This window comes from Streptomyces sp. NPDC093064, from assembly GCF_044754605.1.
Classification (GTDB): domain Bacteria; phylum Actinomycetota; class Actinomycetes; order Streptomycetales; family Streptomycetaceae; genus Streptomyces.
Window position 1 is genome coordinate 141979 of sequence record NZ_JBIVPK010000002.1, and the last position, 25599, is coordinate 167577.

The following is a 25599-nucleotide window of genomic DNA, read 5'->3' on the forward strand; positions in this document are numbered from 1 at the left end:
GGGATCAACGACTCGATCCTAGTGACGGGTTCCCGCGCCACGCAGGCCCTGGAGCCGAAGAATCACAGGTGTCGGGGACACCGGGTCACAGGGTGTCGAGCGCCTTCACGTAGTCGTTCAGGTCGCGCGCGTCCGGCAGACCGTTGACCACGGTCCAGCGCACGACGCCCTCCTTGTCGATGATGAAGGTGCCGCGCACCGCGCAGCCCTTGCCCTCGTCGAAGACGCCGTAGGCGCGCGAAGTGTTGCCGTGCGGCCAGAAATCGCTCAGCAGCGGGTACTCCAGGCCCTCCTGCTCGCCGAAGACGCGCAGGGTGTGGATGGAGTCGTTGGAGACGGCGAGCAGCTGAGTGTCGTCGTTGACGAACTTCGGCAGGTTGTCGCGCAGGGCGCACAGCTCGCCGGTGCACACACCGGTGAAGGCGAACGGGTAGAAGAGCAGCACCACGTTCTTCTCGCCGCGGAAGTCGGACAGCTTCACGGTCCGGCCGTGGTTGTCCTTGAGCTCGAAGTCGGGTGCCTTGTCGCCGACCTGGATCGCCATCGTCCTGCTTCCCTTCGGTGGGACTGTTCGGGTGATACCACCCTACGCAGTGATCACCGCAGGCCGACGGACGGGCCGACGCGAGTCGGCCCGTCCGGGGTCCGGGGACGAGGTGGAGCTACTTCTTGGACTTGGCTGCCTTGGGTGTCGCGAGGCGGCTGCCGCTCCAGTCCTTGCCGACGCTGACGCTCTTGCTCGCCGACAGACCCGCCGTGGTCGCGGCTTCCGAGATGTCGCTCGGCTCCACGTAGCCGGAACGGCCCGTCTTCGGTGTCAGGAGCAGGATCGCGCCACCCTCTTCGATGTACGTGGTGGCGTCCACCAGCGCATCCGTCAGGTCGCCGTCGTCGTCGCGGAACCACAGCACCACGGCGTCGGCCACGTCGTCGTAGTCCTCGTCCACGAGCTCGTTGCCGCTCGCTTCCTCGATGGCCTCGCGGAGGTCCTGGTCGACGTCGTCGTCGTAGCCGATCTCCTGGACCACCTGCCCGGGCTGGAATCCCAGCCTTGCGGCCGGGTTAGTCCGCTCCTCCGCGTGGTCCGCGGTCGCGCTCACGGGTTGCCTCCTGATGATGTTGCGATTTAGGTCTTCAGCCACGCGCGTGCGCGAAGCATTGGCCGTAGTCCACACGGGCGGGCCGGATCGCGCAAGTACCCGGCGGTTCAGACCGCCGAAACGGTGACGATCCCGGCTGTGTCGCCGCAACTCCTGACACGGTATCGCGATCAGCGGTGACACACACCACACCGTTCTGTCCGGTTCGCGTGTTCGGGAGTACGCGTCCGGGCAGGGGATGCCGGAAAGGACCCCAGGGTTACCCCGCGGTAGAGATGACGTGCGGCTTGCGCGAGGTACACGATGGGGAACGGTGCAGGCACAGGCAGACAAACCTACAGGAACCCAGGAATCCAGCAGAACGAACCCTGATACGCCCCAGATATGTCAGTCCTCTGACAGGTAAGGAACAGCGTGGCTTCCGGATCCGATCGAAACCCGATCATCATTGGCGGCCTCCCGAGTCAGGTTCCTGACTTCGATCCCGAGGAGACCCAGGAGTGGCTCGACTCGCTCGACGCCGCGGTCGACGAGCGGGGCCGGGAGCGGGCCCGCTACCTCATGCTCCGGCTGATCGAGCGCGCCCGCGAGAGGCGCGTGGCCGTGCCCGAGATGCGCAGCACGGACTACGTCAACACGATCCCCACCAAGAGCGAGCCGTTCTTCCCCGGCAACGAGGAGATCGAGCGCAGGATCCTCAACGCCACGCGCTGGAACGCCGCGGTGATGGTCTCCCGCGCCCAGCGGCCGGGCATCGGCGTCGGCGGCCACATCGCCACCTTCGCCTCCTCCGCCTCCCTCTACGACGTCGGCTTCAACCACTTCTTCCGCGGCAAGGACGACGGCCGGGGCGGCGACCAGGTCTTCTTCCAGGGGCACGCCTCACCGGGCATCTACGCGCGCGCGTACCTGCTGGACCGGCTCACCGAACAGCACCTGGACGGCTTCCGCCAGGAGAAGTCCAAGTCGCCGTACGGCCTGTCCAGCTATCCGCACCCGCGCTCGATGCCGGACTTCTGGGAGTTCCCGACGGTCTCCATGGGCCTCGGCCCGATCGGCGCAATCTTCCAGGCCCGGATGAACCGGTACATGCACGCGCGCGGGATCGCGGACACCTCCGACTCGCACGTGTGGGCCTTCCTCGGCGACGGCGAGATGGACGAGCCGGAGTCGCTCGGCCAGCTGTCCATCGCCGCCCGTGAGGGCCTGGACAACCTGACCTTCGTGGTCAACTGCAACCTCCAGCGCCTGGACGGCCCGGTGCGCGGCAACGGCAAGATCATCCAGGAGCTGGAGTCGGTCTTCCGGGGCGCCGGCTGGAACGTGATCAAGCTCATCTGGGACCGCTCCTGGGACCCGCTGCTGGCCCAGGACCGCGACGGCGTGCTGGTCAACAAGATGAACACCACGCCGGACGGCCAGTTCCAGACCTACGCCACCGAGTCCGGCGCCTACATCCGCGAGCACTTCTTCGGTGAGGACCACCGGCTGCGCAAGATGGTCGAGAACATGACCGACCACCAGATCCTGATGCTCGGCCGCGGCGGCCACGACCACCGCAAGATCTACGCTGCGTACAAGGCGGCGCTGGAGCACAAGGGCCAGCCGACGGTCATCCTGGCCAAGACGGTCAAGGGCTGGACCCTCGGCCCGAACTTCGAGGGCCGCAACGCCACGCACCAGATGAAGAAGCTGACGGTCGACGACCTCAAGCGCTTCCGCGACCGGCTGCACCTGCCGATCTCCGACAGGGAGCTGGAGTCCGGCCCGCCGCCGTACTACCACCCGGGCCGGGACACCGAGGAGATCCAGTACATGCACGACCGCCGCAAGGGCTGCGGCGGCTATGTGCCGACCCGGATCGTGCGCTCCGAGCCGCTTCGGCTGCCGGGCGAACGGACGTACGCGTCCGTGAAGAAGGGGTCGGGCCAGCAGTCCATCGCGACCACCATGGCCTTCGTGCGGCTGCTGAAGGACCTCATGCGGGACAAGGAGATCGGCAGGCGGTTCGTGCTGATCGCGCCGGACGAGTACCGCACGTTCGGCATGGACTCCTTCTTCCCGAGTGCGAAGATCTACAACCCGCTCGGCCAGCAGTACGAGTCCGTCGACCGCGATCTGCTGCTCGCCTACAAGGAGTCGCCGACCGGGCAAATGCTGCACGACGGCATCTCCGAGGCGGGCTGCACGGCCTCACTGATCGCGGCGGGCTCGGCCTACGCCACCCATGGCGAACCGCTGATCCCGGTGTACGTCTTCTACTCGATGTTCGGTTTCCAGCGCACCGGCGACCAGTTCTGGCAGATGGCCGACCAACTGGCGCGCGGTTTCGTCCTGGGCGCGACCGCCGGCCGCACGACCCTGACCGGTGAGGGTCTCCAGCACGCCGACGGCCACTCCCAGCTGCTGGCCTCCACCAACCCGGCGTGCGTGGCCTACGACCCGGCGTACGGGTACGAGATCGCGCACATCGTGCAGGACGGCCTGCGCCGCATGTACGGCGGCGACGAGCGGCATCCGCACGGCGAGGACGTCTTCTACTACCTCACCGTCTACAACGAGCCGATCCAGCAGCCGGCCGAGCCGGCGGACGTGGACGTGGAGGGCATCCTCAAGGGCCTGCACCGGCTCGGCGAGGGCACGGCGGGCGACATCCCGGCGCAGATCATGGCGTCGGGCGTGGCGGTCCCGTGGGCCCTGGAGGCCCAGCGGATCCTCGCCGAGGAGTGGAACGTCAGGGCCGGCGTCTGGTCGGCGACCTCCTGGAACGAGCTGCGGCGCGAGGCCGTGGCGTGCGAGGAGTACAACCTGCTGCACCCGGAGGAGGAGCAGCGGGTGCCGTGGTTGACGCGGAGGCTGAACGCGGCCGAGGGGCCGTTCGTCGCCGTCTCCGACTGGATGCGCTCGGTGCCGGACCAGATCGCGCGGTGGGTGCCGGGGACGTACCAGTCGCTGGGCGCCGACGGCTTCGGCTTCGCCGACACCCGCGGGGCGGCCCGGCGGTTCTTCCACATCGACGCGCAGTCGATCGTGCTGGCAGTGCTGACGGAGCTGGCCCGCGAGGGCAAGGTCGACCGGTCGGTGCTGAAGCAGGCCCTCGACCGCTACCGGATCCTGGAGGTGTCGGCGGCCGACCCGGGCACGGCGGGCGGGGACGCCTAGTGCCCCGGCAGGCAACGTTTGCCCGTCAAGGAGCGGCGTCCGGTGCGTGCTCTCGGTGTGCCGGCCGGAAGTCCTCGTACTGGACGTACTTGGGCTTTCGGCCGGTGCGGCGAGTGGGGGTCCCCCCTGCTCGAAGAGCTCGGGGGAGCGTGCCGGGCGTCGCGACGGAGCGAACGCTGCCTGTTGGGGCACTAGAGCCGGAGAAGCCGGAAAAGGGAGGGCAGCGGGCCGTCGGCCCGCTGCCCTCCCTTTTCCGGTGTCAGAACACGCCGTTGCCCGGGGTTGCCGCTTGGGCCGGCCAGACGACGGCCAGGAGTGTGTCGATGGCGCCCAGGACCACGGCGACCAGGGCCGGAAGCGAGCGGCCGCCCGTCCAGGTGCGGCCCATCGAGAGCCGGCCGCAGACGACCGCCGCCGGGCCGAGGATGATGCCCAGCGCGAAGAAGCCGGCGATCGCGCAGATGATCCCGAGTGTCGCGCGGTCCGGCCTTCCCCCGAGCTCTCGGCTTCGCTCCAGCAGGGGGGACCCCCATCGCTGCCACGTCCGGCTGCGCGAACGGGGGTACCCCCGCGTTCCGCATCCGAAGCCCGCCATCATCAACTCCCTGTGACACCCGTCGCGTTGGAGTTCCGTTGGGTTCGTATGTGCGGGTACCCCGGCTCCGGCCGCCGAAGCCGCCCGCGCGCTGCCCCCTCCGGCAGCGCGCCGCGGCCGCTTCTCCCCCCGTCCCCTGCGGAGGACTTGACCTACTGTCACCTGCGGTGCGGACCGAAGGCGAGGGATATTCGGCGGAGTCACCCTGACGGGCGAACTCCGCCGATCGAAGGCGTCCTCAGATGTGACCGACGCCCGCGCCCGCCTCCGCGTTCTCCCCGCGCTTGGTGAGCAGCGCCACCAGGACGGCCACGGCCGCGATCGCGGCGGCGACGAGGGAGGCGAGGCTCATGCCGGAGATGAAGGTGTCGTGCGCGACGGTGGTGATCTTCGTGGCGATCGTCTCGGGCGCGCCCTGCGGCACCGGCGCCGCGCCGACTTGGACGGTCTCGGAGGCCTGGTCCAGTTGGGCCGGTGTGAGCGGCGGGAGCCCCGCGTCCTTCCAGTTGCCGGCCAGGTCGTTGTTGACCTTGGAGGCCATCACGGCGCCCAGCACGGCCGTACCGAGGCTGCCGCCGATCTGCATGGCGGACTGCTGGAGACCGCCGGCCACCCCGGACAGCTCCAAAGGCGCGTTGCCGACGATGACCTCGGTGGCGCCGACCATGACGGGGGCGAGGCCGAGGCCGAGCAGGGCGAACCAGAGCGACATGGTGAGGCTGCTGGTGCCCGTCTCGAGCGTCGACATGCCGTACATGGCGAGCGCGGTGGCGGCCATGCCGCTCGCCAGCGGGATGCGCGGACCCACCTTGGTGATCATGAAGCCCGCGAGCGGAGAGCCGACGATCATCATGCCGGTGAGCGGGAGGAGGTGCGTACCCGCCTCGATCGGGCTCATCCCGTGCACCTTCTGGAGGTAGAAGGTGACGAAGAACAGGCCGCCCATGAACGCGATGGCCATCAGCACCATGAGCACCACACCCGCGGACAGCGGGACCGAGCGGAACAGCGCCAGCGGGATCAGCGGCTCCTTCACCTTCGTCTCCCAGAAGGCGAAGGTGGCGAAGCCGAGCACGGACGCGGCGATGAACGCCCACGTCGTACCGTCGCCCCAGCCCCAGGCCGGAGCCTTGATCAGGGCCCACACCAGGCAGAACATCGCGCCGGAGAGCAGCACGATGCCGGGGATGTCGAAGGAGTGCGGCGCGTTCTCGGCGCGGTGGTCGAGCAGAATCAGCAGGCCCAGGATCAGGGCGAGGACGCCGACGGGCACGTTGATGAAGAACACCGACTGCCAGTTGACGTGCTCGACGAGCACACCGCCGAGGATCGGGCCGCCGGCGGTGGAGGCACCGATGACCATGCCCCAGATGCCGATGGCCATGTTCAGCTTCTCGGCCGGGAAAGTGGCCCGCAGCAGGCCGAGTGCGGCCGGCATCAGCAGCGCGCCGAACAGACCCTGGACAACCCGGAAGGTGACGACCATGGCGAGGGTGTGGGACAGCCCGATGGCCCCGGAGGCAGCGGCGAAGCCGGTCACGCCGATGAGGAAGGTCTGCCGGTGCCCGAAGCGGTCACCGAGCTTGCCCGCGGTGATCAGGGAGACCGCGAGGGCGAGGAAGTAGGCGTTGGTGATCCACTGCACATCGGCGAAGGTGACGCCCAGATCGTCCCCGATGGCCGGGTTGGCGATGGCCACGATGGTGCCGTCGAGGGCCACCATCATGACCCCTACGGCGACGGTGATCAGGGTGACCCACGGGTGCCCGCGCAGCCCCTTGGCCGGCGTGGGGTCCGATGGGCCCGCTGGGGCTTTGTCCCCCGGCCCCGTCGTGTCGATGGTGGTCTGACTAGTCATGGATTCGAGGCTAATGACAGTTACTGACAAACGACAAACCAATTCACAAGTCGGTAACTGACGTGTCACTCCCCTATAGTCTGATCAGAGGAAACAGTTCGCGTTCGGGGTAGCGGTGCGGGAAAGAGGTCCGAAGTCCATGGAGACGGCGGGGACCCCCAGGACGGCGCCACGGACGGCAGCACGGCCGGGCCTGCGGGAACGCAAGAAGCGGCGCACCCGCGACGCGCTGCTGCGGGCGGCGCTGGAACTTTTCACCACCCAGGGGTACGAACGGACGACGGTCGACGAGATCGCCGAGGCCGTCGACGTCTCCCAGCGCACCTTCTTCCGCTACTTCCCCAACAAGGAGGAAGCCGCCTTCGCCGTGCAGGAGATCGTGGAGGCGCACTTCGTCGACTCGCTGCGCGCCCGCCCGCCCGGCGAGGCTCCGCTGGAGGTGCTGCGCCGGGGCCTGCTGGAGGGCTGGGACACGATCAGCGACGCCGTGGGGAGCGTCGTACCCGTGGAGCTGTACCTGCGCATGTTCCGGGTGATCGAGTCGACGCCGGCGCTGCTCGCCGAGCATCTGCGCCGTTCGGCGGAGACCGAGGAGCAGATCGCCCGGCTGCTCGCCGAGCGCGAGGGCCTCGACGTGGACGCCGATCCGCGGCCACGGCTGGCGGTGGCCGTGTTCGGCGCGGTGATGCGGGTGACGAGCCGTCAGTGGAGCACGCGCGAGGACGCCGGCCAGGAGGCCATGCGGGAACTCACCGCCGCGCACCTCGATCAGGTGGGCCCCGCGCTCACCGGGAACTGGCGTACGAACCCTCGGTCTTGAGTCCGGACATTCCGCCGATCTTGAACTGCCGTACGCCGAACCGATCTTGGACACGCTCACCGGCTGCGGTCACCGTCACACTGCTCGAAACGTGATACCTGTCACTCGGTTAACGCGAGACCGTCTCGTTCTCCTAGTGTGTCCTCCCAGTGACTTCCTTCGACACCTCCCCACAACTCAACGTCTGGCGCGCACTGCTCGCGCTGGCCGTGGTCTTCGTGATGCTGGCCACCACCGGCTGGACCGCGGTGCGCGACCATCGCGGGACCACCGCCCTCCAGGCTTCGCTGACCTCCTGGGACCACGGCCGCCTGCACGGGCACCGGTTGCCGGACGCGGACGCCTCCCCCACCCTGCTGCGGCGCTTCTTCGCCTCGCTCGGCGCGCAGGACCGCGGCCGGCTCGCCCATCGCTACCCGCTCGCGGTCGGCAACATGGACGGCGCCCCGGTCCGGCTGCGCTACCAGGCCAACCGCATCGCGCTCCACCGGGCGCGCAAGGTCGAGCTGGCCCGCATGCACGACAGCCGGCTCTCACCGGTCGGTCAGCAGGACGCGGGCCGCCGCATGGAGCGCTACACCTCGCTGATGGCGAAGGACCGGCAGATCCTGGCCTTCGATCCCGAGGGCTCGGGCCGGGTCGCCGAGGTCTTCGGCGACCTGGGCAGGGCCGAGCGGGTCTCCGTCGTCGTCCCCGGCGTCGACACGGACCTGGTCACCTTCCGGAAGACCTACCGCCCGTACTCGGCGCCGTACGGCATGGCGAAGTCGCTGTACGCGGCCGAGCGCACGGCGGCCCCCTCGACCCGTACGGCCGTGATCGCCTGGGCCGACTACACCGCGCCCAGCGGGCTCGGCGTGGACGCGGCCACGGCGATGCGCGCCGAGGAGGGCGCGGTGCGACTGAACAAGCTGCTGCGGGGACTGCCCGGCGACGCGTCCGTCTCGCTGTTCTGCCACAGCTACGGGTCGGTGGTGTGCGGCGTCGCCGCGCGGGCGCTGCCGCAGCGGGTGTCCGACATAGCGGTGGCCGCCAGCCCCGGCATGCGGGTGCGCAGCGCCTCCCACCTGCACACCTCCGCCCGGGTGTGGGCGATGCGGGACGCCACCGACTGGATCCAGGACGTGCCCTACCTCGAACTCGGCGGCCTCGGCCACGGCGCCGACCCGGTCTCCGCGGCGTTCGGGGCACGGGTGCTGTCGGCACGGGGTGCCAAGGGCCACGCCGGCTACTTCGAGCCGGGCACCGACAGCCTGGCGAACTTCGCCGAGATCGGGGTCGGCTCGTACGGGTCGGTGCGGTGCGCACATGACGATGACGGATGCCGGGCGGATTTGTCCGGCACGACAGGGGCCGGACGCGCGTAGAGACAGCAGGAACTGCGGTCTGCCTGGGGAGGGACGAAGGAGCTTTGCGCCCCCTACGATGAGCCGCATGGGTGACGTACTGGCCGGATTTCACGCTGCCTGGGAGTTCGAGTCCGATTCCGTGCTCATCCGCTACGAACGGGGGATTCGAACACCCAAGCTCTTCCAGGCCCTCGGTGCCCGCCGAATCCCGCTGGCGGCACTCGCGGGCGTGACGCTCACCGCGGGCCGACGTGGCACCGTGGTCCTGCGTGCCGAGCCCAGACCGGGCGCCGATCCACTCATGGAGGCGGCCGACGGGCAACTCAAGGAGGGGTGCGACCCGTATCGGCTGGTGCTGCCCGCCGAGCGGGAGACGCTGGCCGAGTACTACGCCGAGGAACTGCGCGCCCGCCTCTCCGCGAGCGGACCGGTCGACCGTCACCTGGTGGCGGCACCGGAGGCCCCCCAGCAGTTCAAGGCGTACGACGGGAAGGCGTCCTTCGACGGTACGGCGGTGCGGTTCCGGTGGTCGTGGACGGGAGCCTCCTCGGCCAAGTGGAAGGCCGGCGACCAGAGCTTCCCCGTAGCCGACATGGGCGGGGTGGAGTGGCGCTCGCCCGAGGCGTTCGAGGGGCATCTGCGGCTGCTGCCGCGCGATCCGGGCGCCCCCGCGCAGTCGCCGCAGCCGGATCAGGATCCGGCCGCGGTGGTGTTCGGGCTCGGGTACGGTCCCGTGCACGAGTCACTGCCGTTCGCCGCGGCCGTACTGGCCGCGGTGCGGGCAGCGGGCCCGGCGATGCCGGTGCCGGTGCCGGCCCCGCGCCGCGACCCCGCGGACATCGCGGAGCGGATCCGCCACCTCGGGGAGCTGCATCAGGCGGGGCTGGTGACCGACGAGGAGTTCTCGCTGAAGAAGGCGGAACTCCTGGCCGAGCTGTAGCGGCCCGGCCAGGGGCGCCCGTGCCGCCGGCGCGGCACGGGCGGGCTTCCGCCCGGCCGCACCCGGCGGCGGACGGTCACCGCCGCTCCCGGCCCCGCGACGTGAACGACATGTCGGCGTAACGCGTGCCCGACACCTTCGCGGCGATCGGCTCCAGCAGCGCCAGCTCTTCCTCGGTGAGCACGATCCGCGTCGCCGCCACGTTCTCCTCCACCCGGCTCGGCTTGCGGGTGCCGGGAATCTGGACGACCGGGAGACCGTGCACGGACGACCGCTGCTGCACCCAGGCCAGGGCGATCTGCGCGAGCGAGGCTCCGTGGGCCTTCGCGACCGTGCGGATCGGCTCCAGCAGGGCGGCGTTGGCCACCGCGTTCTCCCCCTGGAAGCGGGGCATGGTGCGGCGGAAGTCGTCGCCGGTCAGCTCCTTCTCGGCGTCGACGAACCCACCGGTCAGAAAGCCCCGTCCGAGCGGCGAGTACGGCACCAGCGCCACGCCGAGATCGCGCGCCGCGGGCACCACGTGCGTCTCGATGTCGCGGCTGAACAGCGACCACTCCGACTGCACGGCGGCGATCGGATGCACGGCCTGCGCGGCCCGCAGCTCGTCGGCCGTGACCTCGCTCAGGCCCAGGTGCTTCACCTTGCCCTCGCGCACCAGGTCGGCCATGGTCCCGACGCTCTCCTCGATCGGGACGTTCACGTCGCGGCGGTGCATGTAGTAGAGGTCGATCGCATCGACGTCCAGGCGCTCCAGGCTCGCCTCGACGGCCTGCCGTATGTAGGGCGGGTCGTTGCGGATGATCCGCTTGGCCGGCTCGTCCGGCGGGATCGACAGGGCGAACTTGGTGGCGATCACGACCTCGTCCCGGTGCGCCTTGAGGAACGGGGCGAGGAACCGCTCGTTCTCGCCCTGCCCGTAGGCGTCCGCCGTGTCGTAGAGGGTCACGCCCAGTTCCAGGGCCCGCTCCAGGGTGGCGCGGGACTCCCCCGCGTCCGCGGGGCCGTAGGCGAAGCTCATACCCATGCATCCGAGGCCCTGTACGCCGACCTCCGGTCCGTCCTCGCCCAGCCGTACGGTCGGGATCCTGCTTTCGGTCATCGCGTTGTCTCCGCTTCTCAGGGGCGTCCGCTTCTCGGTGGCGTCCGGCATCTGAGCGGCGTCCGCGGTCCAGCGGCGTCCGCAGCTCAGTGGCGTCCGCAGCTCAGTGGCGTCCGGCGTCCGCGTAGAAACTGATCTTGCGGTCCAGTACCGCGAGCGTGTCCCGCAGTTCGGCGATCCGGGCCAGGACGTCCCGGCGGGTCGCCTCCAGCAGCGCGTGCCGGTCGCCGTAGGTGCTCTCGCCCGCACGCACCAGCTCGGCGTACCGGACCATGTCGGCGACCGGCATCCCGGTCAGCCGGAGCTTGCCGACCAGGTCGAGCCAGTCGAGGTCGCGGTTGGTGTACCGGCGCTGGCCCGTGTGCGAGCGGTCGACGTGGGGCATCAAGCCGATCCGCTCGTACCAGCGCAGGGTGTGTGCCGTCAGCCCGGTGAAGGCGACGACCTCGCTGATCGTGTAGCCGTCCTGCCCGTCGGCGCGCGGGTGCCGCCGGGGTGGGGCGGAGCAGAGGTCGGCGCCGGTGGGGGCTTCCTCGGTCACCTCGATGGTCACGGCCGTGGTCTGCGTCACCGTCATGGCCCCACGCTATGGCCTTGGAGTGCACTCCAAGCAAGCGGAACCCGGCAGGGCGGCGAGAAATGCGCGCGACGCGGGGCGGGCGCGGTGACTAGCGTGCCGGACATGAGTCTCGTACGACGTGCTGAGCCCGGGGACGCCGCGGAAGTGCTGCGACTGCGCCAGGTGATGATCGACTCGGTCCACGGCACCGACCCCTCCACCGGCTGGCACCCCGAGTCCCTGCCGGTCCTGAAGGCCCGGCTCGCCGATCCGGACGGCGGCTTCGCGGCGTTCGTCGTGGATCACCCCGAGCGGCCGGGGGCGCTGGCCGCGCTGGTGGCCGGGACGCTGGAGTACCGGATCGGGCGGGCGGACAATCCGCACGGGCGGGTCGGACACGTCTTCAGCGTCGCGACCGATCCGGACGCCCGGCGCCGCGGGTACGCGCGCGCGTGCATGGAGTCGCTGCTGGACTGGTTCCGGGAACAGGGCGCGGCGCAGGTCGACCTCAACGCGTCCGCCGAGGCCGAGCCGCTCTACGCCGAGCTGGGCTTCGTGCGCAAGCCGGACCCCTCGATGCGGCTGCGCCTGTGAGCCGCATAGGCTCGACGTCATGTCGTTGAACTCCCTGGCGTCGATCGAGAACTGGCCGGTCCCCACCGCGGCGGCGGGCGTGGTCCGCGCGGACGGCACGGTCCTGGGCACCCACGGCCCGACCGCGCGGCCCTTTCCGCTGGCCTCGGTCACCAAGCCGCTGGCGGCGTACGCGGTGCTCGTCGCCTACGAGGAGGGCGCGATCGAGCTGGACGCGCCGGCCGGTCCGCCCGGCGCGACCGTCCGCCATCTGCTCGCCCACACCTCGGGCCTGGCCTTCGACGAACACCGGGTGACCTCCCCGCCCGGCGAGCGGCGGCTCTACTCCAACGCCGGCTTCGAGCAGCTCGGCGACCATGTGGCCAAGGCCACGGACATCCCGTTCGCCGAGTACCTGCGCCAGGCGGTCCTGGCCCCGCTGGGCATGACGCGGACGACCCTGGAGGGCTCCCCGGCGAAGGACGGGGTGTCCACGGTCGACGACCTACTCCGCTTCGCCGCCGAGATCCAGGCCCCGCGCCTGCTGGACCCGCGCACGGTCGCGGAGGCGATGACGGTGCAGTACCCCGGCACCAAGGGCGTCCTGCCGGGCTACGGCCACCAGAACCCCAACGACTGGGGCCTCGGCTTCGAGATCCGCGACTCCAAGTCCCCCCACTGGACGGGCGCTTCCTCCTCCCCCCGCACCTTCGGCCACTTCGGCCAGTCCGGCACGTTCCTGTGGATCGACCCGGCCGCGGGCGTCTCCTGCGTGGCCCTGACCGACCGCGCCTTCGGCCCCTGGGCCATCGAGTCCTGGCCACCGTTCACGGACGCGGTACTGGCGGAACTGCGCGCCGTCTGAGAACAGCCCACGGGGCGCCCTGAAGACCACGCAGGCGCATGGCCCGGCACCAAGTCGTTGTCACTCCTTTTGCCGGTAAAGGCTCCGGGGGACAGAGTGACCGCCCATGGATCCGAACGACGCACAAATCCCACCGCTCGCCGCTGCGCGTCCGATGGCGTCTTTTCTCGATCCGAGTGGCCTCGGCCCGCGGTATCGATCTGCAGCTGACAAAGGTGCGGAAAACCATATGGTGAGGAGCGCCCGACCGTATCCGCGGTTGATCAGGTAGAAGAGTAAAGCCAGCCAGAACACGCCAACGCCCGACCAACCACCATGGGACCGCCACCACCTGCCGGCATACCCGCTATAGGCGCCCTGCTCACATTTACCCTGCTTACGCTCTTTTTCTGGGATGCAACAAGGCTGCCTGCCAAACTCGTCCCTTTCTTGGCCGGTGTCAATGTCAACGTCTTCTGGCTAACATTGACCGGGGGTGGCTGTGATGGCTGTTGGATTCGGCATGGGCAAGATTTGGCGACAGCGAAATAACGCCAACTGGTTCTGCGGCCGTCGGGCACCTCGAGCTCGCCTGGAGGGGCTTTGACTCCGAAAGCGCCGGTTCCGAATGTCCCGGCAACTGCTCTGGGCTTCGGAACCACCCGTCATTTCCTGGCCGAGTACCGGCGACGCGCGGCACGGCTGCTGTTCATCGGGCTTGGTGCTCTGATGGTCGCTTTGGCCGCCGCAGTGGTCGACGGCTTGGTGGGAGCTGGATGGCTGGGCTCACTGACCCCGTACATTGCAGGAGGCGGGCTGACCGTCACAGCCATCGGAGCCGACTCCCTGCGCGTCGCCGGGCGCATGCGGAAGCTGCTGTCCAGAGGCCCCTGGGTCGCCTGCCCCGTGGTCGCGCAGGCGATGGGTGCAAGTCCAACGCGTCTTGTTCTGAGGGCACCTGACACTGGCGAGCTATGGGCACTGACCGTGGTGGCTGTTCGTCAGCGCCACCACCTGGCGTGGCCGACGGCTTCCGGTGTGCTGTGGTGGTGCGGGGATCCTTCCCAGGGCGGAGTCGTCGCGCAGCCAGGTGGGGCGTTGGTGTGGGCGCGGCCGACCCGGCGGGGCCGACGAGAGGACGACCTGCGCGTGGCCGTTTCCTCCGGGCTGTTGGAGCGTGCCGTGCCCCGGCAGCCGCAGGTGCCCTCGGCAGGTCCGGCCGTAACGAGTGCGACGCCTGATCCGTCCGACCGTCGTCGTCCATTCTTCCTGTGGGTCGCGCTGTTGGGCGCCGTGGTCCTGGGCTTGGGCATCGCCGGGTCCGTGGCAGCGGAGCGGGATCCACAAGTGGAGCTGACCGTGGTCCAGGAGGACGCGTCGGGGCGCTGCACCGTGGTCTGGGAGGATCCGTGGAGCGGGAGCGAGCGTCGCGGGCCGTTCCAGTGCGACCCCGACCGGGATCCGATCCTGCGGAACTTCGAGACCGGGTTCGTCGTCTCGTACGGTCCGTGGAAGGGAGATCTCTACAACGCCGATCTCGACGGCACTCCCGCGAACACTGTCAACGACGGGCTGTTCCTCAGCGGATTTCTGGTCCTGGTCGGCTCCGGGATCGGGGGCGGTGTCCGATATGCCCGCCGCGCTGCCCAGCGACGTACTGCCCGAAGAGTTCGTACGACCGGCGATCCGTGGTCGGCCACCGGTTTGAGTGTCGGCATGGCCGAGCAGCCGCCGGCCGATACCGAGAAGTCCGTGGATCTCTCCTACGCCGCATGGACGGAACTGGTCCGGCGCACCTCCGTGCCGTCGCCGGACCCTCGCCCCCGACGTGAAGCCGACGTACGCGCGGTGCCTTGGTGGCGGGTGCGCACCTTGCGGGAGTTGTCCCAGCTGGAAGGAGTGCTGCTGGGGTCGATCCTTCTTCTCCTGGCACTGCTGCTGTGGCGGTCCGGCAGTGGAACGGGCGCCATTGTGATCATGGCGGGGGCAGTGGGCAGTGTCACGGTGGTCGGGTGCGCGAGGCATGCCGCGTCCCACGGACTCGCCGACGTCCGCAGGCTTGTTCGGGCGGCCAGGGCTCCCATCTCCGTGGTGAGGCCGTACGTCCTCGTCCACGATCCCTGTGACGGGGCACCGGTGCTGGTGCTGTTCCCCGCTCACGCCCGGCCGGACACCCAGCCCGACGCCGTGCTGGCGGTGCGCGCACCGGGCTCGGACAGGCGACCACAACGGGGGCTGCCCGATCCCGTCGGCACAGCCGACCTGCGGGGCTGGCTCGACGAAGAGTCCACCGTGGTGCCGTGGATCGAGGACCGGGCGTTCTGGCCCCTGCACAGCTGGCGGAAGATGCGTGCCGACGTGACGGAGGACCGGAACTTCCTTCGCCACCTCATGGGCGGCACGGAGGAGTTGTTCGCCTGTCACCGTGCCAACACGTTGTAGTGGTCACTCCGGCAGCCAGAGCGTCACCGCGGCTCATCGGCCGGCCATCTCCCACATCAGCAGCTCCGCGTTGGTCAGTGCCAGCGTCTCGATGTCTCTGGCGGATGTGATGCGGGCCGCGTCTCCTGGGCCCAACTTTTCGGCGCCCAGGCGTACTTCGCCGCGTACGACGTGGACGTACGCGTATGCCGCGTCCGGGATCGCCGTCCGCTCCCCCGCCGCGAGGCGGCGTACGTGGAGCATGGCGCCGGCCTCCGGGATGGCGTAGGGGGTGGAGTCGGCGATGCCGTGGACGAGTTCGTAGCAGGGGATGCCGCCGGGTTCCAGGGGGGCCAGCCAGGTCTGGACGAAGGTCAGGGGGGCGGGGCCCGCGTTGCGCTCCACATGGTGGACGCCGCCCGCGGAGCTCAGGCGCTGCACGTCGCCGGGGCGGACCACCGTCTCGTGTCCTGTGGAGTCGCGATGGGTCAGCTCGCCCTCGACGACCCAGGTGACGATCTCGGTGTGGCTGTGCCGGTGCTCGTCGAAACCGGCGCCGGGGGCCAGGTGTTCCTCGTTGCAGGCGATCATCGCACCGAAGCGGAGGTTGTCCGGGTCGTAGTGCGGACCGAAGGAGAAGGCGTGCCGGGAGGTGATTCCGGCAGCCGGCTCGCCGCCCTCGTAGCGCTCTGCCGCGCGCCGTACTTCCATCGTCACGCGGACCACCGTAGTCCCCGGCCGTGACGGGCCGGAGCAGCCCAGCCCCGACCCGGCGACACGCACGCACGTCCGGATGAGGCAGTCTTGTCCCCGTGCCCGAACCCGAATCCCGCCAGGCCGAAGCCGCGGCCCACTCCGTCCATCCGCACTCCGCGACCCTGAAAAGACTGGAGAAGTCCTCCGGGTCGCTGGCCGCGCAGGCGATCGCGCGGATGGACGAGACGCTGCCGTGGTACCGGGCGATGCCCCCGGAGAACCGTTCGTGGATCGGGCTGGTCGCCCAGGCGGGCATCGCCGCCTTCACCGAATGGTTCCGGCACCCGGACGCGCCCCAGGCGATCTCCACCGATGTGTTCGGGACCGCGCCGCGCGAACTGACACGGGCGATCACGCTGCGGCAGACCGTGGAGATGGTGCGCACCACGATCGAGGTCATGGAGTCGGCCATCGACGAGGTGGCGGCGCCGGGGGACGAGTCCGTGCTCCGGGAGGCGCTGCTCGTCTACGCCCGCGAGATCGCCTTCGCCACCGCCCAGGTCTACGCGCAGGCCGCCGAGGCACGCGGTGCCTGGGACGCCCGGCTGGAGTCCCTGGTCGTCAACGCGGTGCTCAGCGGGGAGGCCGACGAGGGGGCCGTGTCGCGGGCCGCCGCCCTGGGCTGGAACTCCCCCGAACACGTGTGCGTGGTGCTCGGGACCGCGCCCGACGGGGACTCCGAGCTGACCGTGGAGGCCATCCGGCGGGCCGCCCGGCACGCCAAGCTCCAGGTGCTCACCGGGGTGCTCGGGGACCGGCTGGTGGTGATCGCGGGCGGGAGCGACAACCCGCTGGCGGTGGCCAAGTCGCTGATCGGGCCCTTCGCCGCCGGGCCGGTCGTCGCGGGGCCGGTCGTGTCGGATCTGCTGGCCGCGACCCGGTCCGCGCAGGCCGCCGCGGCCGGGCTGAAGGCGTGTTCCGCCTGGCAGGACGCGCCGCGGCCGGTGCTGGCGGACGATCTGCTGCCGGAGCGCGCCATCGCCGGCGACCCGGGTGCTCGGGAGCAGTTGGTAGAGGAGATCTACAGACCGCTGGAGGAGGCCGGCTCCGCGCTGCTGGAAACTCTCAGCGTCTATCTGGAGCAGGCGAGCAGTCTGGAAGGCGCGGCCAGGATGCTCTTCGTTCACCCGAACACCGTGCGCTACCGGCTCCGACGTGTGACTGACGTCACCGGTTGGTCACCCTCCGATGTACGATCCGCGTTCACCCTGCGGATCGCACTGATCCTGGGGCGTCTGGCCGACGGAGATCCCCAGGCCTAGGCTTTTGTCGGGGGCCCACAAAACCCCTTGCCGTTCTTCGTCCCTGTCCCCACGGGCGGCCGCGGCCGTCCCCAAGAGAGAGTGTGAGAGTGCTCGTACTCGTCGCTCCCGGCCAAGGCGCCCAGACGCCCGGCTTCCTGACTCCCTGGCTCGAACTGCCCGGCGCCGCCGACCGTGTGGCCGCCTGGTCCGACGTCATCGGCCTGGACCTCGTGCACTACGGCACGCAGGCCGACGCGGACGCGATCCGCGACACCGCGGTGGCCCAGCCGCTGCTGGTCGCCGCCGGGCTCCTGTCGGCCGCGGCACTGGGTGACACCGGCGCGGATGTGGTCGCGGGCCACAGCGTCGGCGAGATCACCGCCGCCGCGTTCGCGGGCGTCCTGGAGGACACCGCCGCGCTGACCCTGGTCCGCCGCCGGGGCCAGGCCATGGCCGAGGCCGCCGCGATCACCGAGACGGGCATGTCCGCGCTGCTGGGCGGCGACCCGGACGTGTCCACCGCGCACCTGGGCAAGCTGGGCCTGACCCCGGCGAACGTCAACGGCGCGGGCCAGATCGTGGCCGCCGGCACCATGGAGCAGCTCGCCGCGCTGAACGAGGACAAGCCCGAGGGCGTGCGCAAGGTCGTCCCGCTGAAGGTGGCCGGCGCCTTCCACACGCACCACATGGCCCCCGCGGTCGAGAGGCTGGCGGAGGCCGCCAAGTCGCTCTCGCCCGTCGACCCGAAGGTCATCTACGTCTCCAACAAGGACGGCCGGGCCGTGCACAGCGGCGACGAGGTCGTCGAGCGGCTGGTCGGACAGGTCGCCAACCCGGTCCGCTGGGACCTGTGCATGGAGACCTTCAAGGAGCTGGGCGCCACCGCCCTGATCGAGGTGTGCCCCGGCGGCACCCTGACCGGTCTGGCCAAGCGCGCGCTGCCCGGCGTGAAGACGCTGGCGCTGAAGACCCCCGACGACCTCGACGCGGCCCGCGAGCTCATCGCTGAGCACGCGAGCGCCTGACGCCTTTAAGGAGCCGACGAGCATGTCGAAGATCAAGCCCAGCAAGGGTGCCCCGTACGCGCGCATCCTCGGTGTGGGCGGGTACCGGCCCACACGCGTGGTGCCCAACGAGGTGATCCTTGAGCGGATCGACTCGTCCGACGAGTGGATCCGCTCGCGCTCGGGCATCGAGACCCGGCACTGGGCGTCGCCCGAGGAGACCGTCGCGGCGATGTCGATCGAGGCCTCCGGCAAGGCGATCGCGGACGCCGGGATCGACGCCTCGCAGATCGGCGCGGTGGTCGTCTCGACGGTCTCGCACTTCAGCCAGACCCCGGCCATCGCCACCGAGATCGCGGACAAGCTCGGCACGGACAAGGCGGCCGCCTTCGACATCTCGGCGGGCTGCGCCGGCTTCGGCTACGGCCTCACCCTGGCCAAGGGCATGATCGTCGAGGGCTCGGCGGAGTACGTGCTGGTCATCGGCGTGGAGCGGCTCTCCGACCTGACCGACCTGGAGGACCGGGCCACGGCCTTCCTCTTCGGCGACGGAGCGGGCGCGGTCGTGGTCGGCCCCTCGCAGGAGCCCGCGATCGGCCCGACCGTGTGGGGCTCGGAGGGCGACAAGGCCGAGACCATCAAGCAGACCGTGCCGTGGGACCGCTTCCACAGCGGCGACGTGTCCGAGCTTCCCGTGGACAGCGAGGGCAACGTCAAGTTCCCCGCGATCACGCAGGAAGGCCAGGCGGTGTTCCGCTGGGCCGTGTTCGAGATGGCGAAGGTCGCCCAGCAGGCGCTGGACGCGGCCGGGATCACCCCGGACGAACTGGACGTCTTCATCCCTCACCAGGCCAACGTGCGGATCATCGACTCGATGGTGAAGACGCTCAAGCTGCCGGAGCACGTCATGGTCGCCCGTGACATCCGCACCACCGGCAACACCTCGGCCGCCTCGATCCCGCTCGCGATGGAGCGGCTCCTGGCGACCGGCGAGGCGAAGAGCGGCGACACCGCGCTCGTCATCGGCTTCGGGGCGGGTCTCGTGTACGCCGCGACGGTCGTTACCCTCCCCTAGGCACTCCGTGCCGGATCATGCTTCCGGTGCGGGACCGCACACCCCTGCCGCTGACGCGGTGGGCGCCACACCCTCTGGAAATCTACGAAGGAGCGCCGACATGGCCGCCACTCAGGAAGAGATCGTCGCCGGTCTCGCGGAGATCGTGAACGAGATCGCCGGGATCCCGGTCGAGGACGTCCAGCTGGACAAGTCCTTCACCGACGACCTGGACGTCGACTCGCTGTCCATGGTCGAGGTCGTCGTCGCCGCCGAAGAGCGCTTCGACGTCAAGATCCCCGACGAGGACGTCAAGAACCTCAAGACGGTCGGCGACGCGACCGACTACATCCTCAAGCACCAGGGCTGATCGACCGATCACAGCCTTGGGCTGACTGCCCCGCCACCCGGCGGTGGCGCCGTACGAATCCTCGTTCCGTTGGAGAAAGAATTCCCGTGAGCTCGACCAATCGCACCGTGGTCGTCACCGGTATCGGCGCAACCACACCGCTGGGTGGCGACGTAGCTTCTACCTGGGAGGGCCTGGTCGCCGGCAAGTCCGGCGTGAAGCCCCTGACCCAGGAGTGGGCGGCCGACCAGGCCGTCCGTATCGCCGCTCCGGTGGCCGTGGAGCCGACCGAGGTCATCCCGCGGCCGCAGGCCCGCCGTCTGGACCGCTCGGCGCAGTTCGCGCTGATCGCGGCCCAGGAGGCCTGGAAGGACGCCGGTTTCACCGGCAAGGCCGGTGAGGACGGCTCCGTCGACCCGGACCGGCTCGGCACGGTCGTCGCCTCCGGCATCGGCGGCGTGACCACCCTGCTGGACCAGTACGACGTGCTGAAGGAGAAGGGCGTCCGCCGCGTCTCCCCGCACACCGTCCCCATGCTGATGCCGAACGGCCCCTCGGCCAACGTGGGCCTGCTCGTGGGCGCCCGCGCGGGCGTGCACACGCCGGTCTCCGCGTGTGCCTCGGGTGCCGAGGCCATCGGCTACGCCATCGAGATGATCCGCACCGGCCGTGCCGACGTCGTCGTCGCCGGCGGTACGGAGGCGGCGATCCACCCGCTGCCCATCGCCGCGTTCGGCAACATGATGGCGATGTCGAAGAACAACGAGGACCCCGAGGGCGCCTCGCGCCCCTACGACGTCGACCGGGACGGCTTCGTCCTCGGCGAGGGCGCGGGTGTGCTCGTCCTGGAGTCCGCCGAGCACGCCGCCAAGCGCGGTGCCCGCGTCTACGCGGAGGCGGTCGGCCAGGGCATCTCCGCCGACTCCCACGACATCGTCCAGCCGGAGCCGGAGGGCCGGGGCATCTCGCACGCCCTGCAGCACCTGCTCGACAGCACCGGCCTGGACCCGGCGGAGATCGTGCACGTGAACGCGCACGCCACCTCGACGCCGGCGGGTGACATCGCCGAGCTGAAGGCGCTGCGCAAGGTCTTCGGCGACCACGCCGACCACATCGCGGTCTCCGCTACCAAGTCGATGATCGGCCACCTGCTCGGTGGCGCGGGCGGTGTGGAGTCGGTGGCCACGGTGCTGGCGCTGTACCACCGGGTGGCTCCGCCGACCATCAACGTCGAGAACATCGACCCCGAGGCCGAGGCGAACGCGGACGTGGTCCGCGGGGAGGCGCGCAAGCTGCCCGCCGAGGGCCGTATCGCCGCGCTGAACGACTCGTTCGGCTTCGGCGGGCACAACGTGGTGCTGGCGTTCCGGACGGTCTGAGAACGCCCGGCAGCGGATGTCCGAAGGGCCCCCACCGATCGGTGGGGGCCCTTCGGCTCTGCAAGGAGCGTCGTCGTTGTGGGAGCCTCGGATCCGGGAGTGGTCCGAAGCCGTCAGACCACCTGGTGCAGCCAGCGGACGGGGGCGCCTTCACCCGCATAGCGGAACGGCTCCAACTCGTCGTCCCAGGGCTTGCCCAGGAGCTTGGCGAGTTCGGCCTCCAGGTCGGTCTCGCCGCGCTGGGAGCGCAGCAGGGCGGCGCGCAGCCGGTCCTCGGGGATGAGGATGTCGCCGTGGATGCCGGTGACGGCGTGGAAGATGCCGAGGTCGGGGGTGCAGCTGTAGCGCTCGCCCTCGGCGGTGGTGCAGGGCTCGGCGGTGACCTCGAAGCGCAGCAGTTGCCAGCCGCGCAGCGCGGAGGCGAGTTTGGAGGCGGTGCCGGGCTGGCCCTGCCAGGAGAACTCCGAGCGCCAGGTGCCGGGCGAGGCGGGCTGCCGGATCCAGTCCAGGCTGACGCGCGTACCGAGCACCCCGGCGACGGCCCACTCGACGTGCGGGCACAGCGCGCGCGGCGCGGAGTGCACGTACAGAACTCCACGTGTCGTCACCGGGACCTCCGGACAGAGCGGGACATGGTGCGGGCGGGCGGACAGCGGTGGCGTTGAGGCCACGTTGATGGCGAGGCTACCGTGAGACGGGGCAAGGAGTGTGACGTACCGTCGGTCCCAGTGCCAGGAAACGCCCTCCATTCACCCAGGGGGACGCTTGTACGGGTGCGAGCCCCCACTCGAGTGGGGGCGGGAACCCTCGCGCGTTCTCATGGAGGGGAGCACTTCACGACGATCGAGGGGATCACCAGGGCATGCGGAAACGACGTCACCGTACCCGGGCCGCTCACGCCGTCGTGGCGGCGGCCGTACTGGCCACGGCGGGCTGCAACGCCGTCGGACTGGAGGCCGGGGCCGGAGCCTCCCGCCCGCCCGCGGCACCGCCACCCGTCTGGAACACCAGCCCGGACTCGATCGCCGCGGTCGGCGACTCCATCACCCGCGGCTTCGACTCCTGCATGGTGCTGACGGACTGCCCGGAGGTGTCCTGGGCGACGGGCAGCGACGCGTCGGTCAACAGCCTGGCGGTGCGGCTGCTCGGGTTGACCGGGGCGGCCCAGCGCAGCTGGAACTTCGCGGTGACCGGGTCCCGGATGGCCGATCTGAACAGCCAGATGGCGCAGGCCGCGCAGAAGAAGCCGCAGTTGGTGACGGTGATGGCCGGAGCCAACGACGCCTGCCGTGACTCCCTGGACGCGATGACGCCGGTGGCGGTCTTCCGGGCCGAGCTCGAGGCCGCGATGGACACACTGCGTCAGGCCCTGCCCAAGACACAGGTGTACGTCTCCAGCGTGCCGGACCTGAAGCGGCTGTGGTCCGAGGGCCGGACGAACGCGCTCGGCAAGCAGATCTGGAAGCTCGGCATCTGCCCGTCCATGCTGGGCAACGCCGACGCGCTGGACGCGGCGGCCACCAAGCGGCGCGACACGGTGCAGGCCCGGGTGCGGTCGTACAACGGGGTGCTGAAGGAGGTCTGCGCGAAGGACCACCGCTGCCGCTTCGACAACAACGCGGTCTTCGACTACCGCTTCGGCACCGACCAGCTCAGCCACTGGGACTGGTTCCACCCCAGCCGCAACGGCCAGGCCCGGATCGCCGAGATCGCCTACCGGACCGTCACCGCGAAGACCCCCTGAAAGGCCCCTGCAGAGCCCCTGAATGCCTCCTGACGACAGGACTTAGGGTTTTCCCCATGAGCGAACTCTTCGGCACGCTGGCCGACGGCACCGAGGTGCACCGCTGGACGCTGGAGCGGGCCGGGGTGCGGGTACGGGTGCTGTCGTACGGCGGGATCGTGCAGTCGGTGGAGGTCCCTGACCGGGACGGGCGCACGGCGGGCGTGGTGCTGGGGTTCCCCGGCCTGGACGGCTATCTGGCCCACCCCGAGCCGTTCCTCGGCGCGCTGATCGGGCGGTACGCCAACCGGATCGCCGGGGGCCGCTTCCCGCTGGACGGGCGGACGTACGCGCTGGAGCAGAACGAGGGCGGAAACACGCTGCACGGCGGTGACGGCGGCTTCGACAAGCGGATGTGGGAGGCGGCGCCGGTCGAGCACGGTGTACGCCTCAGCCGGGTCAGCCCGCACGGCGAGGAGGGCTTCCCGGGCCGCCTGGAGGTCTCGGTGACGTACACCCTGGACGAGGCGGGCGCCCTGCACCTCGCCTACACGGCGGTCACCGACGCGCCGACCGTCGTCAACCTCACCAGCCACTCGTACTGGAACCTCGGCGGCTTCGGCGGCGCGGGCAAGCACGAACTGCGGCTCGCCGCCTCCCAGTACACGCCGGTGGACGAGGATCTGATCCCGACCGGTGCCCTCGACGAGGTGGCGGGCACCCGCTTCGACTTCCGGGAGACGCGGGAGGTGGGCTCCGGCTACGACCACAACCTGGTCCTCGACAAGGGCGTCACGGACGAGCCGGTGCAGGTCGCCGAGCTGCACGATCCGGCGAGCGGCCGGGTCCTGACGGTGGCGACGACCGAGCCGGGCCTCCAGCTCTACACCGGCGACCATCTCCCCGCCCCCTTCGCCCCGGGCGACGGGATCGCCCTGGAGACCCAGCACTTCCCGGACTCCCCCAACCGCCCCGGCTTCCCGAGCACCGAGCTCAGGCCGGGCGAGGTCTTCCGCTCGCGGACGGTGTACGGCTTCTCGGCGCGCTGAGCGCGCCGGCCCAGCCCCGGCCCAGGGGTCAGGTCCCGGACCGGGGCTGCCGGTGGGCAGACTCGGCCCGGACCCGACGTTAACCGCCTGAGGGAGAAGCCGGCCGGTCATCGGGCACTGTGCCGCGATCTCGTACGAACCCTTCACAAACACGGGCGGCCTCGCCCGGCTGTGCCGTAGCCCCGCGTCAGGCGGGCGCCGGCGACTGCGACGGCGTCCGGGGTGCCGGGGTGACCGCGTCGCCGGTCTCCTCGTCCAGCAGCTCACGGGCGAGCAGGGTGGCGCCCGCGACCGCGCCCGGCATCAGGAACACCGCCACGAAGGGCACCAGGAAGGCCAGGCCGAGCGGGGCGCCGAAGCCCCAGACCAACAGCTTGCGGGAGCGCAGCAGAGCCAGACGGTCACCGAGCCCGACGCCCCGGCGCTGGAGGGCGACGGCGGCGAGCTCCTCGGTCAGGAAGAAGCCGGTGACGAAGAAGCCGAGCACCGGCACGACCGTCTGCCCGACGAACGGCAGGAAGCCCAGCACGAAGAGCAGTACGCCCCACAGCGCGGCCCGCACGACGATGCGCAGGCTGTCGCGGGCCGAGATCCACAGATCGCGCCAGAGCGGCAGGCCGGACTCGGGCGCCGTGCCGTCGGGCGACACGTCCCGGTCCACCTGTTCGGACAGGCTCTCGTAGAAGGGCTGGCCGATCAGGAGGGTGACTGCGGTGAAGGTGACCACGGCGAGCAGCAGCCCCAGGGCGAACAGCACGGCGGTGAGCAGGCCGCGGAAGAGGCCGGTCCAGGGCCCCGGCCAGTCGTCGGCGAAGGGGGTGGCCCAGGTGACGGCGTCGCCGCCCCACAGCGCGAGCGCGGTGAGCGCCGCCGCGTACAGCACCAGCGTGATCAGCCCCGGGAGCAGTCCGAAGCGGTACGACTGCCCGTGCCGGGCCATCCAGCGCTGGCCTTTGAGGAGATGGGCGAAGCCGGCCCCGAGGTCACGCATGGGAAAACTGTATGCGGGGCCCACGCCCGCCCAACCTCCGGGTACGCGCCCGCTCGTCCTCCGGGTACGCGGCCCGTTGAGTCGAACGGCCGGGCGCCGCCGTACCGATCTGCGGGACGCACTGTGTCGCCGGCGAGCACCGGTCAGGTTGAGGAGAGCGGATGACCCAGGAGATCCACGGCACCGTCGCCGACGGCTACGAACCGGTGCGGGAGGAGTTCGCCGCGTTCGTGGCGGCTCAGCGGCCGGACTACGAGGGGCAGTTGTGCGCGTACGTCCACGGGCGGCGGGTGGTCGACCTGTGGGCCGGACCGGACGGCGCCGACGGCGGCTCGCTGTACGGGGTGTACTCGTCGACCAAGGGCGCCGCGCATCTCGTGGTCGCGCTGCTCGTCCAGGACGGCACCCTGGAGCTGGACCGCAAAGTGACGTACGACTGGCCGGAGTTCGCGGCCGAGGGCAAGGGCGCGCTGACCCTGCGGGACATGCTCGCGCACCGGGCGGGCCTGGTCGGCGCCGACGGCGGTTTCACGCCCGCCGAGCCGGCCGACGACCGGGCCGTCGCCGACCCGGCGAGTGGCCTGGCCTACGGCTACACCCGCCGCCGCTTCGCCTTCCCGGGCGGCGCGGCCCCGGAGAACGACCGCCTGGCGAGGGCGGTGCACCGGGCGGCACTGGCTGGCTGAGCACCACGGGCGAGGCGCGGTGCCAGGGCCCGCGAGCCCGGCAT

Annotated in this window: 23 protein-coding genes and 1 pseudogene; 15 read left to right on the forward strand and 9 right to left on the reverse strand. The window is 70.6% G+C overall.

Annotated features, from left to right (window positions below; all coding sequences use genetic code 11):
• Nucleotides 1-85 precede the first annotated feature (85 nt).
• Together ACIQFZ_RS03580 and ACIQFZ_RS03585 are read right to left on the reverse strand one after the other, a co-directional pair.
• On the reverse strand, nt 86-544 hold the full coding sequence (locus ACIQFZ_RS03580; protein WP_141361258.1) for a peroxiredoxin: 459 nt from the start codon (nt 542-544) through the stop codon (nt 86-88).
• A gap of 118 nt (nt 545-662) precedes the next feature.
• Complete coding sequence (locus ACIQFZ_RS03585) at nt 663-1100, reverse strand: DUF3052 domain-containing protein (RefSeq protein WP_361408890.1); 438 nt, start codon at nt 1098-1100, stop codon at nt 663-665.
• A 414-nt stretch (nt 1101-1514) separates the two neighbouring features.
• Between ACIQFZ_RS03585 and aceE the strand changes: the two genes are divergently transcribed.
• Nucleotides 1515-4262, forward strand: coding sequence for a pyruvate dehydrogenase (acetyl-transferring), homodimeric type (gene aceE, locus ACIQFZ_RS03590; RefSeq protein ID WP_365434622.1), 2748 nt, complete (start codon nt 1515-1517; stop codon nt 4260-4262).
• Between the two features lie 259 nt (nt 4263-4521).
• On the opposite strand, the gene ACIQFZ_RS03595 is transcribed toward aceE, so the two are convergent.
• Together ACIQFZ_RS03595 and ACIQFZ_RS03600 are read right to left on the reverse strand one after the other, a co-directional pair.
• The gene (locus ACIQFZ_RS03595; RefSeq protein ID WP_376650903.1) at nt 4522-4860 is read right to left on the reverse strand and encodes a small hydrophobic protein; all 339 of its coding nucleotides are present in this window, start codon (nt 4858-4860) and stop codon (nt 4522-4524) included.
• 235 nt (nt 4861-5095) lie between these two features.
• Complete coding sequence (locus ACIQFZ_RS03600; RefSeq protein ID WP_402690518.1) at nt 5096-6715, reverse strand: MFS transporter; 1620 nt, start codon at nt 6713-6715, stop codon at nt 5096-5098.
• Between the two features lie 139 nt (nt 6716-6854).
• On the opposite strand from ACIQFZ_RS03600, the gene ACIQFZ_RS03605 reads away from it, so the two are divergent.
• The 3 genes from ACIQFZ_RS03605 (at nt 6855) to ACIQFZ_RS03615 (ending at nt 9824) form a co-directional block, all read left to right on the forward strand.
• Entirely contained in the window at nt 6855-7535 is a 681-nt protein-coding gene (locus tag ACIQFZ_RS03605) for a TetR family transcriptional regulator (protein ID WP_383056897.1), read from the forward strand.
• A 149-nt stretch (nt 7536-7684) separates the two neighbouring features.
• Nucleotides 7685-8902, forward strand: coding sequence for an alpha/beta hydrolase (locus ACIQFZ_RS03610; protein ID WP_383056898.1), 1218 nt, complete (start codon nt 7685-7687; stop codon nt 8900-8902).
• Nucleotides 8903-8969: 67 nt separating this feature from the next.
• Nucleotides 8970-9824, forward strand: coding sequence for a DUF4429 domain-containing protein (locus ACIQFZ_RS03615; RefSeq protein ID WP_365418301.1), 855 nt, complete (start codon nt 8970-8972; stop codon nt 9822-9824).
• Nucleotides 9825-9900: 76 nt separating this feature from the next.
• Here ACIQFZ_RS03615 and ACIQFZ_RS03620 read toward each other — a convergent pair whose 3' ends face one another.
• Together ACIQFZ_RS03620 and ACIQFZ_RS03625 are read right to left on the reverse strand one after the other, a co-directional pair.
• Nucleotides 9901-10923 (reverse strand): aldo/keto reductase, encoded by a 1023-nt coding sequence (locus ACIQFZ_RS03620; protein WP_365418304.1) that lies wholly within the window; start codon nt 10921-10923, stop codon nt 9901-9903.
• A 103-nt stretch (nt 10924-11026) separates the two neighbouring features.
• Nucleotides 11027-11500 carry a MerR family transcriptional regulator gene (locus tag ACIQFZ_RS03625; RefSeq protein ID WP_365418307.1) on the reverse strand — a complete coding sequence of 158 codons (474 nt, stop codon included), beginning with the start codon at nt 11498-11500 and terminating at the stop codon, nt 11027-11029.
• Between the two features lie 105 nt (nt 11501-11605).
• Between ACIQFZ_RS03625 and ACIQFZ_RS03630 the strand changes: the two genes are divergently transcribed.
• From ACIQFZ_RS03630 to ACIQFZ_RS03640, 3 genes are all read left to right on the forward strand, one after another.
• Nucleotides 11606-12076, forward strand: a complete 471-nt coding sequence (locus tag ACIQFZ_RS03630) for a GNAT family N-acetyltransferase (protein WP_365418309.1) — start codon at nt 11606-11608, stop codon at nt 12074-12076.
• A gap of 19 nt (nt 12077-12095) precedes the next feature.
• Nucleotides 12096-12920, forward strand: coding sequence for a serine hydrolase domain-containing protein (locus ACIQFZ_RS03635; RefSeq protein WP_402690519.1), 825 nt, complete (start codon nt 12096-12098; stop codon nt 12918-12920).
• Nucleotides 12921-14246: 1326 nt separating this feature from the next.
• Nucleotides 14247-15341: a hypothetical protein gene (locus tag ACIQFZ_RS03640; RefSeq protein WP_402690520.1), complete on the forward strand. Its 1095-nt coding sequence runs from the start codon at nt 14247-14249 to the stop codon at nt 15339-15341.
• Nucleotides 15342-15374: 33 nt separating this feature from the next.
• On the opposite strand, the gene ACIQFZ_RS03645 is transcribed toward ACIQFZ_RS03640, so the two are convergent.
• Complete coding sequence (locus ACIQFZ_RS03645; RefSeq protein WP_402690614.1) at nt 15375-16031, reverse strand: pirin family protein; 657 nt, start codon at nt 16029-16031, stop codon at nt 15375-15377.
• 101 nt (nt 16032-16132) lie between these two features.
• Here ACIQFZ_RS03645 and fasR point away from each other — a divergent pair, with 101 nt between their 5' ends.
• The 5 genes from fasR to fabF all read left to right on the forward strand — a co-directional run bounded on the left by fasR (nt 16133) and on the right by fabF (nt 21106).
• Nucleotides 16133-17338, forward strand: coding sequence for a fatty acid biosynthesis transcriptional regulator FasR (gene fasR, locus ACIQFZ_RS03650; protein ID WP_383056903.1), 1206 nt, complete (start codon nt 16133-16135; stop codon nt 17336-17338).
• A gap of 89 nt (nt 17339-17427) precedes the next feature.
• On the forward strand, nt 17428-18345 hold the full coding sequence (locus ACIQFZ_RS03655; protein WP_365418318.1) for an ACP S-malonyltransferase: 918 nt from the start codon (nt 17428-17430) through the stop codon (nt 18343-18345).
• A 22-nt stretch (nt 18346-18367) separates the two neighbouring features.
• Nucleotides 18368-19399: a ketoacyl-ACP synthase III gene (locus ACIQFZ_RS03660; RefSeq protein ID WP_402690521.1), complete on the forward strand. Its 1032-nt coding sequence runs from the start codon at nt 18368-18370 to the stop codon at nt 19397-19399.
• A gap of 100 nt (nt 19400-19499) precedes the next feature.
• Nucleotides 19500-19748 (forward strand): acyl carrier protein, encoded by a 249-nt coding sequence (locus tag ACIQFZ_RS03665; protein WP_003989952.1) that lies wholly within the window; start codon nt 19500-19502, stop codon nt 19746-19748.
• A gap of 86 nt (nt 19749-19834) precedes the next feature.
• On the forward strand, nt 19835-21106 hold the full coding sequence (gene fabF, locus ACIQFZ_RS03670; RefSeq protein WP_365418324.1) for a beta-ketoacyl-ACP synthase II: 1272 nt from the start codon (nt 19835-19837) through the stop codon (nt 21104-21106).
• A gap of 113 nt (nt 21107-21219) precedes the next feature.
• Here the strand turns inward: fabF and ACIQFZ_RS03675 are convergent, their stop codons facing one another.
• A complete protein-coding gene (locus tag ACIQFZ_RS03675; protein ID WP_365418326.1) occupies nt 21220-21714 on the reverse strand; it encodes a DUF3145 domain-containing protein in 495 nt (164 codons plus the stop codon).
• Nucleotides 21715-21968: 254 nt separating this feature from the next.
• Here ACIQFZ_RS03675 and ACIQFZ_RS03680 point away from each other — a divergent pair, with 254 nt between their 5' ends.
• Together ACIQFZ_RS03680 and ACIQFZ_RS03685 are read left to right on the forward strand one after the other, a co-directional pair.
• The gene (locus tag ACIQFZ_RS03680; RefSeq protein ID WP_402690522.1) at nt 21969-22850 is read left to right on the forward strand and encodes an SGNH/GDSL hydrolase family protein; all 882 of its coding nucleotides are present in this window, start codon (nt 21969-21971) and stop codon (nt 22848-22850) included.
• 56 nt (nt 22851-22906) lie between these two features.
• Nucleotides 22907-23878 (forward strand): aldose epimerase family protein, encoded by a 972-nt coding sequence (locus ACIQFZ_RS03685; protein WP_402690523.1) that lies wholly within the window; start codon nt 22907-22909, stop codon nt 23876-23878.
• Nucleotides 23879-24065: 187 nt separating this feature from the next.
• Here ACIQFZ_RS03685 and ACIQFZ_RS03690 read toward each other — a convergent pair whose 3' ends face one another.
• On the reverse strand, nt 24066-24869 hold the full coding sequence (locus tag ACIQFZ_RS03690) for an EI24 domain-containing protein (protein WP_365418332.1): 804 nt from the start codon (nt 24867-24869) through the stop codon (nt 24066-24068).
• Between the two features lie 161 nt (nt 24870-25030).
• Between ACIQFZ_RS03690 and ACIQFZ_RS03695 the strand changes: the two are divergent.
• Nucleotides 25031-25465 (forward strand): annotated as a pseudogene (locus tag ACIQFZ_RS03695) (serine hydrolase domain-containing protein); the annotation flags it as partial.
• Nucleotides 25466-25599 lie beyond the last annotated feature (134 nt).